The sequence below is a fragment of the Rubripirellula reticaptiva genome (assembly GCF_007860175.1).
GTDB classification, from domain to species: Bacteria; Planctomycetota; Planctomycetia; order Pirellulales; family Pirellulaceae; genus Rubripirellula; species Rubripirellula reticaptiva.
Genome location: NZ_SJPX01000004.1, coordinates 197,183 through 214,162, shown reverse-complemented (window position 1 = coordinate 214,162; position 16,980 = coordinate 197,183). Strand labels below are relative to the sequence as shown.

The 16,980-nt window shown below is 55.3% G+C and carries 10 protein-coding genes; 5 read left to right on the top strand and 5 right to left on the bottom strand.

What is annotated here, in order from left to right; all coding sequences use genetic code 11:
- Positions 1-55: 55 nt before the first annotated feature.
- The gene (locus tag Poly59_RS17830; protein ID WP_246151747.1) at positions 56-1,957 is read left to right on the top strand and encodes a sulfatase family protein; all 1,902 of its coding nucleotides are present in this window, start codon (positions 56-58) and stop codon (positions 1,955-1,957) included.
- A gap of 37 nt (positions 1,958-1,994) precedes the next feature.
- Positions 1,995-2,909: a DMT family transporter gene (locus tag Poly59_RS17825; protein ID WP_146535483.1), complete on the top strand. Its 915-nt coding sequence runs from the start codon at positions 1,995-1,997 to the stop codon at positions 2,907-2,909.
- 60 nt (positions 2,910-2,969) lie between these two features.
- Here Poly59_RS17825 and Poly59_RS17820 read toward each other — a convergent pair whose 3' ends face one another.
- The 3 genes from Poly59_RS17820 to Poly59_RS17810 form a co-directional block, all read right to left on the bottom strand.
- Entirely contained in the window at positions 2,970-3,755 is a 786-nt protein-coding gene (locus tag Poly59_RS17820) for an enoyl-CoA hydratase/isomerase family protein (protein WP_146535482.1), read from the bottom strand.
- Positions 3,756-3,986: 231 nt separating this feature from the next.
- On the bottom strand, positions 3,987-6,524 hold the full coding sequence (locus Poly59_RS17815) for a hypothetical protein (protein ID WP_146536074.1): 2,538 nt from the start codon (positions 6,522-6,524) through the stop codon (positions 3,987-3,989).
- Between the two features lie 287 nt (positions 6,525-6,811).
- A complete protein-coding gene (locus Poly59_RS17810) occupies positions 6,812-7,018 on the bottom strand; it encodes a hypothetical protein (RefSeq protein WP_146535481.1) in 207 nt (68 codons plus the stop codon).
- Positions 7,019-7,746: 728 nt separating this feature from the next.
- On the opposite strand from Poly59_RS17810, the gene Poly59_RS17805 reads away from it, so the two are divergent.
- Positions 7,747-9,540, top strand: coding sequence for a hybrid sensor histidine kinase/response regulator (locus Poly59_RS17805; protein WP_146535480.1), 1,794 nt, complete (start codon positions 7,747-7,749; stop codon positions 9,538-9,540).
- Positions 9,541-9,606: 66 nt separating this feature from the next.
- Here Poly59_RS17805 and Poly59_RS17800 read toward each other — a convergent pair whose 3' ends face one another.
- A complete protein-coding gene (locus Poly59_RS17800) occupies positions 9,607-10,035 on the bottom strand; it encodes a response regulator (protein WP_146535479.1) in 429 nt (142 codons plus the stop codon).
- Between the two features lie 115 nt (positions 10,036-10,150).
- A complete protein-coding gene (locus tag Poly59_RS17795) occupies positions 10,151-11,416 on the bottom strand; it encodes a serine hydroxymethyltransferase (protein WP_146535478.1) in 1,266 nt (421 codons plus the stop codon).
- Positions 11,417-11,777: 361 nt separating this feature from the next.
- On the opposite strand from Poly59_RS17795, the gene Poly59_RS17790 reads away from it, so the two are divergent.
- Positions 11,778-14,786, top strand: coding sequence for a zinc-dependent metalloprotease (locus Poly59_RS17790; RefSeq protein WP_390621493.1), 3,009 nt, complete (start codon positions 11,778-11,780; stop codon positions 14,784-14,786).
- 616 nt (positions 14,787-15,402) lie between these two features.
- A complete protein-coding gene (locus Poly59_RS17785; protein ID WP_146535476.1) occupies positions 15,403-16,893 on the top strand; it encodes an aldehyde dehydrogenase family protein in 1,491 nt (496 codons plus the stop codon).
- Positions 16,894-16,980 lie beyond the last annotated feature (87 nt).

Sequence of the window (16,980 nt, the reverse complement as noted above, 5' to 3'; positions counted from 1 at the left end):
ATTGCCGAACCAAGAACATCGCAACTCTAGAACTCGCATCGGCGGACCTTTAACCTTGAATAAAACACACAAAGCCGGATTCTACCCTCGATTCGTCTTCATGTTGGCGATGTCAACGGTTTGGATGGCGGGACTGCATTCAGTCGCCGAGGCCCAAAATCCGCCAGCGCCGACTCGGCCAAATGTCATTTGGATCATGTCCGAAGACAATTCGGCCGAGTACCTAAAACACTTCGACGCGGACGGTGCTCCTGCCCCCCACATCGAAGCACTCGCAAAACACGGCATCACCTTTGACCGTGCATTTTCCAACGCACCGGTTTGCTCGGTCGCCCGAACGACGTTGATTACATCCTGCTACGGACCGCGGATCGGTACCCAGTACCATCGCCGATCTCGCTTAGCCGCGATGCCCGAAGGAGTGCGGATGTTTCCTGCGTACCTTCGCGATGCTGGCTATTACACGACGAATCACTCCAAGGAAGACTACAACGCAACCGATCGTGACACCGCTACCGTCTGGAACGATTCGTCCAACCGTGCGTCATGGAAAAACCGGCCAAGCAAATCCACTCCGTTCTTTCATGTCGAAACAACGGCCGTATCGCATGAGAGCCGCTTGCATTTCCCCGAGTCCGATGTGGACAACAATTCGACAACGACAGACCCTGACTCGATCAAGCTTCAACCCTATTTTCCTGACACGCCGCTGCTTCGCTACACACGGGCTCGGTACCACGACAGGATGATGGACATCGACGAACACGTAGGCAAGGTCGTTGCTGATTTAACTCAAGCTGGTGAACTGGAAAACACTTTCATTTTTTACTTCGGCGACCACGGCGGCGTCCTGCCGCGATCCAAGGGCTACGTTTACGAGTCGGGGCTGCGCGTCCCGTTGGTGGTGAGAGTCCCCGAAAAATTCAAAACTGCAACCAGTCGCTCGCTGGGCGACCGGACGACCGGTTTTGTCGAGTTCGTTGACTTCGGCCCCACAGTTCTGGCACTTGCCGGAATCCAAACACCAGCAAACGTAGACGGCAAACCATTCATGGGGCTGGACGTTGACGCGAAAGAGGTCGACGGCCGCGACGAAACGTTTGGCTATGCAGATCGGTTTGACGAAAAATACGATTTAGTGCGGACGCTTCGAAAGGGCGACTGGAAATACATCCGCAACTTCGAATCGTTTCTGCCCGATGCGATGCAGAACAATTATCGCTACGAAATGGCGGCTTATCGCCAGTGGCGGGCACTGCACCACGAAGGCAAACTGAATGAAGTCCAGAACCAGTTCTTCTTACCTAAATCGTCCGAAGCCTTATACGATCTGAGCGTCGATCCCCACGAGATCCAAAACTTAGCGGGCGACCCGACGCATGCTGAAAAATTAAGTGAATTGCGGGCCAGATTGATCGAACGGCTAAAATCGATGCCCGATCTTAGCTTCATGCCCGAAGCCGTTTTGGTCGACGAAGCGATGAAGAACCCCGCTGCCTTTGGCCAAGCCCATCGTGCCGAAATTGCCAATCTGATCGACGTCGCCAACTTGTCATTGTTGCCTTGGGATCAAGCCAAGCCAAAACTGACCGCGGCCCTGAACAGCGATGACCCATGGACGTGCTATTGGGGGCTGATTGCGGCCTCCAGTTTCGGAAAAGCTGCCGCGAGTCTACTGCCCGATGCAACCAAGCAACTGCAGCACACCGAGCCTCTGGTCGCGGCACGTGCGGTCGAGTTTGTCGCAATCGCTGGCGACCAAGACCCGCGTCCGTTTCTTTATCGTTCGCTGCAGCGGGCCACTAGCGAAATTGAAGTACTGCCGATCTTGGGGACGGCGGTTTACTTGAATGACCACACCGACGGACGGTTTCCAATCGATCCGAACTTGATCCAGTTGTCGTTCAAAGCGAAACCAAAAGGCGAAGTCCAGCGACGACTGGACTACCTAAAATGATGCCGGACCGGACGCCAATTGAAGTCGCCAAGGCGTGATGGACTGGATCGCCCTCAGTGTCGTTTCGGCATTATTCTTAGGCCTCTACGACATTGCCAAAAAGTCGTCGGTCAAAGACAACGCGGTACCCGTGGTGCTGCTACTCAATGTGTTGACCGCAGCGATGATTTGGTTGCCAATGTTGGCTATTTCGGTCACGGATGATTGGCGAGGCGGGGACGGCAATACGTACGTAACGATCGCTGGCTTGACGGACTTGACGCTTCATCACCACCTCTTGTTGGCGATCAAATCGACACTTGTCGGTGCGTCTTGGACATTGGCTTTCTTTGCACTTAAAGAACTGCCAATTTCAATCGCATCGCCAATCCGCGCGACCAGCCCACTGTGGACGGTCGCGATTGCTGTTGTCGCAATGCACGAACGACCATCGCCACTGCAATGGGCGGGTATGGCAATCATTTTCGTCGCCTTCTTTGTGTTCTCGCGAATTGGAAAGCGCGAAGGCATTCACTTTCACCGCAGTCGCCCCGTCGCGATGATGGTGACGGCGACGTTGCTGGGTGCATTGAGCGCGATCTATGACAAGTACTTGCTGCAGTCGGTCGCCATTCCACCCGCCACGGTCCAGGCCTGGTTCTCGATCTACTTAGTACCTGTGATGCTGCCACTGGCGATTCGGTGGTACTTCGTTGACCGCAAGGCAAAACCGTTTGTTTGGCGCTGGTCGATACCGTTGATCGCGGTTTTCCTGCTAGCGGCCGACTTTGTCTATTTCACCGCCATGTCGAATCCCGAGGCTCTGATATCGGTCATTTCACCCGTCCGGCGAACATCGGTTGTCGTTTCGTTCCTTTTCGGAATTCTTCACTTAGGCGAACTGAACTGGAAAGCCAAATTGACCTGCATCGCAGGAATTCTGTGCGGTGTGCTGCTGATTAGTCTTGATTGACAACCGATCGCAAAAGCAAGCACTCATTAGCAAAACGCACGACGGCCAATCAATGTTGCCCTAAGGCCACTTTGGGGTTCGCTGTTCCAGGAAGGACTGGATGCCTTCGATGGCCGACTCAGTCGTGCACGCGGTGGCGCTGTCGGCGGCGCCCGCGGCGAGCTGGGTCATTAGGGTTTCGCCAATACTCTCGTTGAGCAGTCGCTTGGTTGCCTGAACTGCCTCGCGCGGGCCATGCGAGCACTTCTCGGCGACTTCCTTGGCGGTGACCCAGATTTGATCCGGCAAAACCGGTGACAGAGCCAGCCCCAATCGCCACGCCTCGTCGGCGTCGATCGCTTCACCGGTCAACGTCATACGAGCTGCCGTTGCGCCGCCGGCTCGGAAAGCCAGCAATGCAGCCGTTGCACCACCGACCAACCCGCGTCGAACAGCGTTTGCACCGAAACTGGCCCGCGTCGACGGCACGATAATGTCACAAGCCAAAGCCAGGCCAAGCCCCGCACCAATCGCAGCACCGTCAACGGCGGCAACAATGGGCTTTGGGAAACGCAGCATCGATTCGAAAAGTTCGGTCAAGTGCCCCCATGCAGCATGCCACTGGGCAAAGGACTCCTCCTCGGGCAACGCGACAATCTCACCAAAGACTCGCAGGTCCGTGCCGGCGCAAAAGTGGTCGCCACTTCCCGATAAAACCACTGCTCGCACGCGTTTCTCTTGATGGACATCCGAGAAAGCGGTTTGCAGATCTTCGATCAGCGTCGGGTGAAGCGAATTTCGCACAGACGCTCGATCCATCAAAATTGTGGCGACGTTGCCGTGGATTTTCACATCGACGTGTTGCATGGCGAGGCTTTCCGAAGGTGCGAGGTCGTAATTTTGCAGGCGATCAGAATAACAAACGAACGGAGCCAGCGTGATTTTAACACCGATGCACTCGCAGCGAACTATCCAGATTTGACAGTTTGCGTTCGGTGCAAAAGTAGATTCTGCGCATAAAAAAAGCCCCGGAGACTTTCGTTTCCGAGGCTTTCAAATTTTCAAGTTACCCTGCTATGGACAGAGCTTCTAACGAAATTACTGACAGTTGACGCAACCAGCACCGGTTGCCATCGGAGCAGCTTCCATGACGGGAGCCGATTGGATGACTTCACCACCGTAGCTGCCACCGTCCATGATGACTTCGCTGCTGCCGCCGCAATTGATGCAACCGCTGCCGGCTTCCATCATGACGCCGGTGCTCATCGCTGGAGCCGAGTTGTACACAGGAACGGTAACGGTCGCTGGGACCGAAACTTGCTTGCGAACTTGAACTGCCTTCATCGTGGTAACCGGGACGCAAACCGAGTAGGTTTCCGGAACTTGTTCGGTGACGTTTTCGTAAACGGTCACGTTGTAGTTACGGGTACGGGTTTGTGGCACGTTGACGGTGTAAGCAACTTCGCGGGTACGCTGTTGCGTTTCCATACGTTGCTTAGTGACCGTGTTGGTGCGGGTTTCCGTGGTGTAGGTCGTCTTAGGAACCATGCGAGTGCGGGTTTCCAAGCGAGTCTTAGTCACAGGAACGCTACGAGTACGGGTTTCGCTAACCATGGTGGTGTAAGGAACCGTACGGGTACGTTCTTCGCTGCGGTACTTAGTGATGTCGCGAGTACGTTCCTCTTGACGAGTACGTTGTTGCGAAACCATACGGGTACGAGTTTCAGTCGACATCTCGGTGTAGTTAACCGTACGGGTACGATCTTCCAAACGAGTCTTGGTCACAGGAACCATACGAGTACGAGTTTGAGTCGTCATCGTGGTCACAGGAACTTCGCGGGTGCGAGTTTCCATGCGAGTCTTCTGAACCGAAACCGTACGAGTACGATTTTCGGTGGTCATTGTGGTTACAGGAACTTCGCGGGTACGAGTTTCCAAGCGAGTGCGAGTCACAGGAACTTCGCGAGTCTTGGTTTCGCTGCGGTAGTTCGTGACAACGTAGTCACGAGTACGTTGCTCTTGACGGCACTTTTGCACTTGAACGCTTCGGCTGCGTTGCTCGGTGCGGTACTTGGTCACGTTGACCATGCGTTGACGAGTTTCGGTACGGCAACGTTGAACAGGAACCATGCGGGTTTGAGTCTGCGTGGTGTAGCTGGTCGTCGTGTAGCTGTAAGGAACTTGTTGTGACTGACGTTGGTAGCTAGTCGTTGGGACTTGCTCGGTGACCAAGTTAGGCACGTAAACTTGACGGTACGAAACCGCAGGTGCACAAGCGTTGCCAGCCGATCCGTAGGAAGCCGAAGCAACCGATCCGCCACCACAGCTGTCGCAGCCAGTGCTGCAGCCGCTGTTGCAAGCAGGAGCGGCACAACCGCAACCGCCGCCACAAGCCGATCCGCCACCGACAACACCACTGCCGTAAGATGCGCTACCGCCGGCAGCAACAGCTTGGCACTGATAGCTGCCCATGTCCTTGGTGACCGTTCGCATCGAAGTCACAGGAACGCACTTGGTTTCAGTACGGTAAGCAGTCTTGGTTTCTTGAACAGGAACACGCACCGTGTAGTTTTGTGCAACTTGTTCGGTGTAAGGAACCTGAACTGTGTAGCTTTGTGCAACTTGCTCGGTGTAAGGAACCGTTACGCTGTACGGTTGTTCGACCGTTTCAGTGTAAGGAACGTTGACCATGTAAGTCTGGGTCTTTGTTTCTTGGTAAGGAACTTGAACCGTGTAGGTTTGCGTGGTGGTTTCGGTGTAAGGAACCGAAACTTGATAGCTTTCCGTACGAGTCGAGGTCACAGGAACTTGAACCGTGTAGGTTTGCTCGAGTTGCTCGGTGTAAGGAACGCAAACTTGGTACGATTCGGTGCGAGTCGAAGTAACAGGAACCGAAACTTGGTACGACTGTTCAACTTGCTCGGTGTAAGGAACGCTAACTTGGTAGGTTTCTTCACGAGTCTTTTGAACTGGCACCGAAACTTGGTACGACTGTTCGACTTGCTCGGTGTAAGGAACCGAAACGGTGTACGCTTCTTGTTCAGTGTAAGGAACCGAGACCGTGTAAGTTTCCGTACGCTCTTCGGTCTTAGGAACCGAAACTTGATACGATTGCTCGATCGTTTCGGTGTAAGGAACCGACACTTGGTACGATTCTTCAACCTGAGTCGTCACAGGCACCGAAACGGTGTAAGGGACTTCTTCGGTGTAAGGAACGCAAACTTGAACGTCGTACGTTTCGGTACGTGTTTGAGTTTGTGGAACGTTGACGGTGTAGGTTTGCTGACGGGTTTGAACCTTAGCAACGCTACGTGTCACGTTACGCATGCGAGTTTGCGTTTGACGCTGATACGAGGTGGTCGGGACCATTTGGGTCTCGGTCACGTATTGCGACTGCATAACAGTTCGCGTTTCGTACGAAACGCTTGGGCCGCACGCGCCGCCCATCGATGCAGCGGCATCGCCACTGCTGTAGACGACGCTACCGCCGCCACTACCCATGGCGACTCCGCCACTTGTGACACAACCGGAGCCGCTCTCGCAGCCTCCACATTCGCCACATCCTGCTTGGGCGTTAACGGCGAACAACATCGCCGCAACGAGCCCGAAAACGGTCTTTAACACTTGTGCTCTCATCATGGGGAACCCTCCGGAAACGTCTCACAGCGCGTGAGGCCACAGAAGTAGGTACGAGGAAGTTTTTAACGGCTGCGTAAAATGGGCGACTCGCCCAGTGACCGCCAATCCTAAAGGCTGTACACCTAAAGTCAACGCGTCGCTCTCATCAAACTAGCGAAAAAGGGCAAATTGCCAGGCTGACAACTTTGCCCATGAGCCGGTTTGTCACACAAGGCCGTGACATTTTGGGGGTGATCTTGCCGAGGACGTGCAACTCAGCTTTCGCTGCCTTTTCTGTTTGATTCTTAGCACTCCAGACACGCCAGGGAAGCCCGCATGATCCAATTGTTGCCGTGGATGACGCCGTTCTCAACAGACGCCGGAAGTGTCAGGGGGATGTCGTATCCAGTAGCCAGATAGTGAACGCTCGAGCCAGTGAACACCAAGCGAAACGACAACCCACACCACTTGGGGGGACCCAGCTTTCCGCAGCCGCTGAATTTCGCAGACATCCGCATTATTTCGTTGTTCACCACTTTCCAACCAACTTCGGCCTACCGTTTCAAGAACAAACCCGGCAGCAAGACAGGAAGACTGGGCAGCTTGCGGGCCCGCCGTCTCGACGATCGCCTTCAAGATGTCACGACCTGGTGCGCCTCCGTAGCACGCCCCGCCTCTGCTCCCACGAACGTTCCCAACGGCAAGATTTGATTTTCGAATTTCGAGTTTTGTCAGCTGGCCACTTAGGTGAAGTGATTTATCGCGATCCGATTCGAAATCCTTCGGCGGACTCGCAAGCGATTGGCGGTCGTTCTGCCGCCATGCCCGGGTCTGGGGTGCCGACTCGAATAGTTTCTTGATTCGCCGCGGAATGTTGACCAGTTCGCTGTGACAGAATCACAACTGCCGCGTATGATACGACGTTAGTACAAATGGACAGAGCAGATGCAGTCGGCTTGGTGCGTTTGCAAAATCAAGTGACAGCGGCGTGATGACTAGATTGCTCGAAATTCGAGTTGCCGCGGTCGCTGGCTCGGTAGATGTTCGATGGTTTCAATCCTGCGTAGCAATAAGTAAGAATAAAGCGAAGAGCGTTGCACCAAGGGTCTGTTCCTTTCACTCACGTTGAAGGAGATTGGCACGCGGGACAAGTAAGTTGTGGGATGGCGTCCAAATCGCCGAGCAAGATTGGCAGGCGAAGGAATTGACGGGACAATAGCGTGGTGGTGGGAGAAGAGCGATGAATCGATCGCCTCAGGCGACACAGACTACCAGCAGTCCACGCAAACTCATCTGCGTTGGAGATCCACAGACGTTGCCCAGCGAAATCGACCGCGACCTTGTGATCGTCGTGGATACGTCGGTTGCCGTGCTCGACGAATTACAGGAACCCGAAATTGACGGCGTCTGGATCGCTCGGGACCAACTGCCCCAATTGAGCGAACTTCGTGGTCTGACGCAGAGCGGTTTGATGCTGCGTGATATGCCCGAAGGCGTCGCGCTGCTTGATTCCGACATCCGCTTGCTGTGGGGAAACCGCCGACTGGCACAGTGGTCGGGTAAGCCCGAAGGCTCGGTTGCCGGTATGAACTTCTATGAACTGCTGTCGAACCCTGAAATCATGGGGCCGGACTTCTGCCCGTTCCACACGGCACTTGCCACCGGTGAAGAGAGCAACAGCACACTGCACACCGAGCAGAATCGGTACTTCCAAGTTCACGCCGCGCCGCTGGTCCTGCCTCACCATTCACGCCAATTGATCGTCACGGTCAGCGACATCACCGAAGAGATCCTGCAACAACAAAAACTCGAAGCGATCCATAAAGCAGGCCGCGAGCTTGCCGATCTTCGCCCGACCGAAATCTTCATGATGGAAGTCGACGAGCGAATTGACCTGTTGAAAGAGAACATTCGCCATTACCTGAGTGACCTATTGAATTTCGAAGTCATCGAGATTCGCCTGCTCGAACACGCGACCGGCAATTTGGTGCCACTGCTTAGCGTTGGCATCGACCAAGACGCCGCCGACCGCCAACTGTTTGCTCACCCGCAAGGCAACGGAGTCACTGGCTATGTCGCCGCCAGCGGCACGCCCTACGTTTGCCAGGACGTTGAAAACGATCCTCTATTCATTCCCGGCGTCGCGACGTCGCGAAGCTCGATCACCGCGCCGCTGATTCTGCACGATCAAGTACTCGGCACAATCAATGTCGAAAGCCCTGAATCGAACGCGTTCAGCGACAGTGATCTGCAGTTCCTAGAAATCTTTGCTCGCGACGTAGCCTTCGCACTCAACACGCTTGAATTGCTGGTTGCTCAAAAAGCCAACACGGCACAACAGAGCTGTGACGCAATCCACAGCGCGGTGGCTATGCCGGTCGATGAAATTCTGAACGACGCCGTCAATGTGATGGAGGGCTACATCGGCCACAGTCCCGAAGTCGTTGAACGATTGCAGCGTATCCTGCATAACGCTCGCGACATCAAGCAAACGATCCAGCAGGTCGGTCAAAAGATGACGCCGCTCGAAGCGGTACCGGTCGGCATCGAATCGTCACAGCATGTCGCACTTCGCGGCAAACGCATCCTGGTCGTCGATGCGGACGGCCCGGTTCGCGAAGACGCCCACCGATTGCTAGAACGCTACGGCTGCATTGTCGAAACCGCGCACAAAGGCGACGAAGCTGTCTGGATGGTTCGTAGCAGCGGCGGCGCGAAGAGCTATGACGTCATCATCAGCGACATTCGGCTGCCCGATTACAGCGGATACCAGTTGATGCTGCGATTAGGCGAGATTATGGAACGAGTTCCAATGGTCTTGATGACGGGTTTTGGATACGACCCGGGACACTCGATCGTCAAAGCACGCCAAAACGGCCTGCATCCCAAGTGCGTGCTATCGAAGCCATTTCGGCTCGACCAATTGGTGGACGTTGTGAAAACGACGCTCGAGATCAACGCTGAAAACCCGATCAAGCCAAAAGAAGACGACGTTGATCGGCCCGCCGGCGATTCCCAGCCTGGCGACGCTTAACTCTTGCTGGCAGCGGCAGATGGAGTCTTCACTGCCAGAACCGAGCCGCCACGCTGCGGCAACCGACTATCGCCGCTCTTCCATTTCTTGGATATACTGACGCAGCCGCTCTAGCTCGTCTTCGGTGCCCTTCAATTTCAGCATGATCTCGACACGCTTTAGCAGCTCGATCTTGTTGACGGGCTTGCTTAAAAAGTCGTCGGTGCCTGCCGCAACCGCTCGTTCGTGATCACCCAGTTCATTCAACGCCGTCACCATCAGGATCATGACACGGCTTGTTTCGGGCGAATCCTTCAATCGCTTGCAGACTTCAAAGCCACTTAGCTTTGGCATCATCACGTCAAGCAACACCAAGTCAGGCTTAAACGACGCGACTTTGTCGAGCGTGTCCTGCCCATCCTCGGCGGTTTCCAGTTCACACTCGACGCCAACCAAATAGGCCTCCAGCAGTTCGCGGTTCGCGTCGTTGTCGTCGGCAATTAGGATTCGGTGCATTTCAGAACAATCGTTGAACGCCCAGCCGCAGGCGCCGGCTCGTTTTAAATGAACGGAGATTCAAGCCTAGCCGGCGCCTGCGGCTAGGCGTTCAACGAGAACGCAATTGCTGCGATCAGTTAGCCGGCATCAGCGCCGAGTTACGACCCGCCGGAACAGGAAACTGCTCGCACATGTCTTTGATTTCACCACGAATGCCTTCTAGCATCGCCGCATCATCAGGACTACGCAGCGCCGACGCAATCCATCCGCCGACGCGTTTCATTTCTTCGATGCCCATTCCGCGAGTCGTCAAAGCGGGCGTTCCGATTCGGATGCCCGACGGATCGGCTGGTCTTCGCTGATCGAATGGGATCATGTTCATGTTGACTGTGATGCCGCAGCGATCCAGTGCTTCTTCGGCTTTCTTGCCACCCAAATCCACTGCCGTAACGTCCACCAACATCAAGTGATTGTCGGTTCCGCCACTGACCAAACGCAAGCCAGCCGATAACAGAGTTTCGGCCAGAGTCTTGGCGTTATCAACAACTGCTTGACCGTACATTTTGTATTCAGGCTGCATCGCTTCGTCAAAGCAAATTGCTTTGGCAGCCACCATGTGCATCAGCGGCCCACCTTGGGTGCCCGGAAAAACATTGCGATTGACCAACTTTAAGTGCTCTTCCTTGCACATGATCAATCCGCTGCGAGGGCCGCGAAGGGTCTTGTGAGTCGTTGTGGTGACGTAATCCGCGAATGGAATCGGGCTATTGTGGACTCCGGCGGCAACCAGACCGGCATAGTGAGCCATATCGACCATCAACTTGGCGCCGACTTCATTGGCAATTTCGGCGAATCGGTCGTGAGGAATTTCACGGGGATAGGCACTCGCACCAGCGACGATCAATTTTGGCTTGTGCTCGCGAGCCAGTTTCGCGATCTGGTCAAAGTCCAGACGGTGGTTTTCTTTGTCGACGCCGTAGCTAATGAAGTTGTAAAGTCGGCCGCTGATATTCAGCTTCATTCCGTGAGTCAGGTGACCACCTTGAGCGAGGTCCAATCCCAGCACCGTGTCGCCCACTTCCAAACACGACAAGTAGACGGCCGTGTTGGCTTGGGATCCGGCATGCGGCTGGACGTTAGCGGCTTCGGCACCGAACAGTTTCTTGGCTCGATCGATCGCGATCGTTTCAACGACGTCGACGTGTTCGCAACCGCCGTAATAACGCTTGCCGGGATAGCCCTCAGCGTACTTGTTGGTCAGAACACTGCCGGCTGCCTGCATGATTGGCAGACTGGTGTAATTCTCGCTAGCGATCATCTCGAGCCCCTCCTGCTGGCGGCGGCCTTCGGCTTCGATCGCGTCCCAGATGGCAGGGTCTTGTTGGGCCAACGGGTTCATCAGGCGAGTCTCTTGGATCATGAAACTTGGTCGAGAAAGAGGAGAGGGATAGGATCGCGGCGGTCCGTCACCTGAACGTGATTGTCCATCTATCACCGAAAACCGTCAATGTCGTCGCATTCGTCATCTGCCAGAATCGTTTTTTTCGCCCTCGGGGAAGCTACTCGCCGCCGCTTGCCGGGCTGATGTAAGATTAGGCGGTTCAGATTTGGCAAACTTTATCGGATAAACCGGCGAAGGTCGGCCAACCGTAACCCGCTTGGGCGCGTTCCAATAGACGCCACCGTCTGGCACCTGCGGATACCGACAGTCCAGCCATCAAATTCTCACCCTGAAAAACCGAGTGTTCGGAATGAAATATATGCCCCGCCTCGCTTCGGCCGTTCTGGCTCTAGCATCACTCGGCCAAGCTTCGCTGGCCAGCGCCGCCGACTTGCCGGCCTTCGACAAAGTGTCCGAGGGCTACGAGAAGGTTGAAATATCAGACCAACAAGCGACCAAAAGCCTGTTCAACGTTTGGAAACGCGACAAAGATTCCCAACTGATCGGCGAATTACCCAAGAATTTCGCCGGCAAAAATTACTTCATCGCGCTGACGGTTAGCAGTGGCGATCTGTATGCCGGTTTACAGTCGGGTGACTGGGTCGTGCAGTGGCGTCGTTACGACGACCGTTTGGCATTGATCGCGCCGAACTTGTCGACTCGTGCCACGGGCGACGCGGAAAGCAAAGCGTCCGTCAAACGACTATTCACCGATACCGTGCTGCTTGACGTGCCAATCATGGCGATCGGCCCCAGCGGCGGACCAGTGATTGACTTGGATGCCTTGCTAGTCGGGCACGCCAGCAAGTTTTTCGGATCGTCGGTACGGGTCAGCAATTCGCGCATCAACGAACTGAAGTCGGCGAAAGTCTTCCCTGAAAACGTCGAAATCGCGTTTGACATCGTCAATGGCGGACGCAGCACCGATGGCAGCGGCAAACTGCAAACGATCCACTATTCGTTCAGCGAAGTGCCAAGCACATCGAGCGGCTATAAGCCTCGCAAAGCGGATGAACGCGTGGGGTACTTCACGACCAGCTTTACGGACTTGTCAAAGTACAAAGATGATGAGACCGATATTCGCTTCATCAACCGATGGAAGCTTGAAAAGCGAGACTCAAAACTTTCGCTTAGTCCGCCCAAAGAGCCGATCCGTTTCTACGTCGAACACACCGCACCAGTCCGCTATCGCCGCTGGATCAAAGCGGGCGTCGATTACTGGAACAAAGCATTTGAAAAAGTCGGCATCGTTGATGCGATCGTGATCGAATATCAAGACGCCGAAAGCGGCGCGCACATGGAGAAAGATCCCGAAGACGTTCGATACAACTTCATCCGTTGGCTCAACAACAACATTGGCACCGCGATCGGCCCTAGCCGAGTCCACCCTGAAACGGGCGAGATCTTGGACGCCGACATTGTGCTGACCGATGGCTGGATTCGTCACTTCAACTACAACTACGAAGACCTGATGCCAAAACTGGCAATGGAAGGCTTCTCGGCCGAAACGTTGGCGTGGCTGGGAACGCACCCGAGCTGGGATCCTCGCGTTCGCATGGCGCCGGCTGAAAAAGCAAACTCATTGCGAGCCAAGTTTGCTCGCCAGGCCCAGAAACCAATGGCCGGTTTCGCGATGGCCGCCGCAGACCCCACATTGATGGGCGACGATGAATATGACGGACTGTTCGGAAGCATCAGCCAAAAGAACGGCTTGTGCATGGCCGCGTCCGGTCGCAGCATCGACCTGGCATTCGCTCGCATGGACTGGGGATTGACCCTGCTGGCCGACGAAGTCGTCGCGAAGAAGAAAAAAGAAGAAGAGGACAAGGCAACCGCCGAAGCCAAGGACAACGCTAAAGAATCCGGGACAAAAGCCGACGACGCCAAAAATGACGAAGAAGCGGACGACGAAAAGGACGATGACAAAAAAGACGACGACAAAGACAAAGTCGCTGACACCGATAAGAAGGATGACGACGCCAAAGACAAAGACGACGAGCACTTGCTCGACGGCATGCCCGAATGGTTCGTCGGTCCGCTGCTAGCGGATCTTGTGTCTCACGAAGTCGGGCACACGCTCGGCCTGCGCCACAACTTCAAAGCTTCGTCGCTTCGCACACTCGCCGAAATCAATAGCGAAGACGTGAAAGGCAAGAAAACCTTCTCGTCGTCAGTGATGGACTACACCCCCATCAACTATCGATACGATGCCGGCAGCGTCCAAGGCGATTACGCGATGATCGACATCGGCCCTTACGATTTCTGGGCGATCGAATATGGCTACACCCTGACGGACAAGGACCTTCCCGGCATCCTGAAACGCTGTACCGAACCGGAATTGCAATACGCAACTGACGAAGACACGACAGGTCCGGACCCACTGGCCCGTCGCTATGACTTCTCGAAAGACCCGCTGGACTTTGCCACCGAACAAATGAAGCTGGTCAAGCTTTACCGCGAACGCATCTTGGACAAGTTCGTCAAAGATGGTGACTCGTGGGCCAAGGCTCGCCGAGGCTACGAACTGACGCTCGGACTACAAACCCGATCAGCCAACATGATGGCCAACTGGATTGGCGGTGCGTTTGTGTATCGCGACAAGAAAGGTGACCCGGGCGATCGCCCACCAGTGGAAGTTGTGCCTGCCGCCCAACAGCGCGCTGCACTGAAGTTCGTGATCGACACATCTTTTTATGACGATGCCTATGGACTGACACCGAAGTTGCTCGAACGCATGAGCGTCGACAAGTGGCTTGGCGGCGGTTCGCATGGATCAATGTCGGCCGAAGGCACTTGGCCGATTCACGATCGGATCCTTGGCGTCCAAGCATCAGCGATGACGTGGTTGATGAACCCGACCACCTTGCGCCGCGTGTACGACAACGAACTGCGTCTACCCGAAGACGAAGACGCAATCACTCTGCCGGAATTGCTGGCGACGATCAACACGGCCGTCTGGAGCGAACTGAAGAAAGAATGCCCCGAAGGCCGAAACGATCGCAAGCCGATGATCTCGAGCCTGCGTCGGAACCTGCAACGCGAACATATGCAGCGTTTGCTGGACCTGGTTTTGGAATCGTCCGATGACACGGCCGCTTACAAGCCGATCAGCAACTTGGCCCGCATGGAACTTCGCACGTTGTCCGCGGACATCGAATCCTCACTTAAAAAGTGTGGTGACAAGATGGACGCCTACACGACCGCTCACCTATCGGAAACGAAAGAGCGAATCGACCGCGCCCTCGAAGCCGGCTACACCTACAACGCCGCTGCTGCCGGGCAACCGACGATGATGTTCATGCTGGGCAAAGAGCCTCAGCAACAGTAGACCTGATGATCCCCGGGTGCTCCCGAACTGAATGATCAGTTCGGGAGCCGATGGGCCTCTGGTCACTTCTACTCATTGCCACGACTCATCGCCATATCCAGGCGTTGTGCACTGCCCGAACCGACGCTGCATAAAAACCGAGCCTCTCGCGGGACTCGGTGCCGCCACGCTTTTTCGTCACCTCGCTAATCGCCAGCATTGTGCCGAACCAATGCATCGAGCCTGAGTTGAACAAGGTGACGCAATTCCTTACTCTACCGCCGGGATTTCGCATTCCTATGGTATCGTCGGTCGACCAAGATGGCTCGCTTACCATTGTGATTGTCACTTGAACTTCAATCGTGAACTGCTCAGTCCGAACCATGGTATGCGTGGATTTGAACGAGATATCGTTGATTCGCCTGCGGTAACCTAGTCCGCTGCTGACGAACCGCCCCTCAACAACTCAGCAACCAAGCCGGTTTGCTGGGACGTTACAATAGCGGAAACGACCCTGACGAAATTCCATACTATGCGAGCCGTTGATTGACACGCTTCGCCAAAGGGTCATTAAAACCTAGAACGCGGCCATCACGCTCGCCCCGACCAGTCTCTCTCGTTAGAAAAGGCCTCACTCATGTCCATCGCATCGAACGTTCAATTGCTTCCCGAAGTCGAAGCTTTCCTCAATCGCAATTCCTTGGCTTCTTATGTGGGCGGCAAGGCATTTCCAGCCGCCAGCGGCGCGACCATTGCCACGATTGATCCAGGTTCGGGAAACAAGCTCGCGGAAATCCATGATCTTGATGCCTCCGAAGTCGATCGTGCGGTCGATATCGCAAACGATGCCTTCCCCGCCTGGGCAGCGCTGCCAGTCGATCAACGCAGCAAGATCCTGTTGCAATTGGCCGACGCAGTCGAAAAGCACAAAGCCATCATTGGTCAAATCGAAGCCCTCGACGCTGGCAAGATCGAAGCTCAAGCGCAGGGCGACGTCCAGAATTTTGTCGACACACTGCGTTACTTTGTGGGGCTGTCCCAACAAGTCAACCCTCGCACCAAACTGGACGTTCCCGGCCACGACGCGTGGACCTACAAACAGCCTTGGGGCGCGTGCGCGTTCATCTTTCCGTGGAACTTCCCTTTCCTGTTGATCGGTTGGGGAATCTCACCGGCATTGGCGGCCGGCAACACCGTCGTGATCAAACCGGCCGAAGACACCTCGCTGTCGGCTATCTATCTCGCCGAACTTGCAACCCAAGTCGGCGTCCCCGACGGAGTCATCAACGTGGTCACCGGCCGCGGCGCCACTGCCGGTGCGGCATTGTCGAACAACAAAAAAATCAAACGCATGTCGTTCACCGGATCCCCCGAAGTTGGCCAGATGGTCGGTGAATCGTGTGGACGCAACCTTGTTCCCGTCAAATTGGAACTCGGCGGCAAAGGGGCCGCTGTCGTATTCGATGACGTGGACGTCAAGGCAACCGCCGAAGCCCTCGTCGGCGCGATCACGTTCCACGCTGGCCAAGTTTGCTGCGACGCAACTCGCTGGTTGATCCACGAGAACATTTATGACGAGTTCGAAGGCTATTGCGTTGATCTGATGAAAGACATTCGCATCGGCCATCCGCTTGATCCGAACAGCCAAATGGGACCAGTCGTAAACCCGAAGCAACGCGAACGAGTGCTCGGCTACTTGGAAAAAGGGCAAGCCCAAGGTGCAAAATGCCTCGTCGGCGGCGGAGCTGCCACCGTCGATGGCTTCCAAGGCAACTACATCCAACCGGCGCTACTAAGCGGTTCGCTGGACAACACCGCGGCGCGAGAAGAGATCTTCGGACCAGTCGCCTACCTGACCAAGTTCTCCGGCGAAGCCGAGGCGATCGGAATGGTCAACGATACCGAATATGGTCTTGCCAACAGCGTTTGGACCAAGGACAAAGACCGCGCCAACCGCGTTGCCGAATCGATGACCGCTGGTAACAGCTGGATCAACGCCCACAACGTATTCGCACAAGGCGTGCCGTACGGTGGTGTCAACAAGAGCGGCATGGGCGGCGGTGTCTTGTCGGTCGAAACATTGATGGACTATTACCGCAGCACATCAGTCGTCCGGCCGCTGGGCTAAACTGTCCTCCGTTTTCCGCTGAATGACTCGCTCGGCTTGGCGAGCGAGTCATTTCGAAGACCGCCTGCGAAACACACACGACCAAAC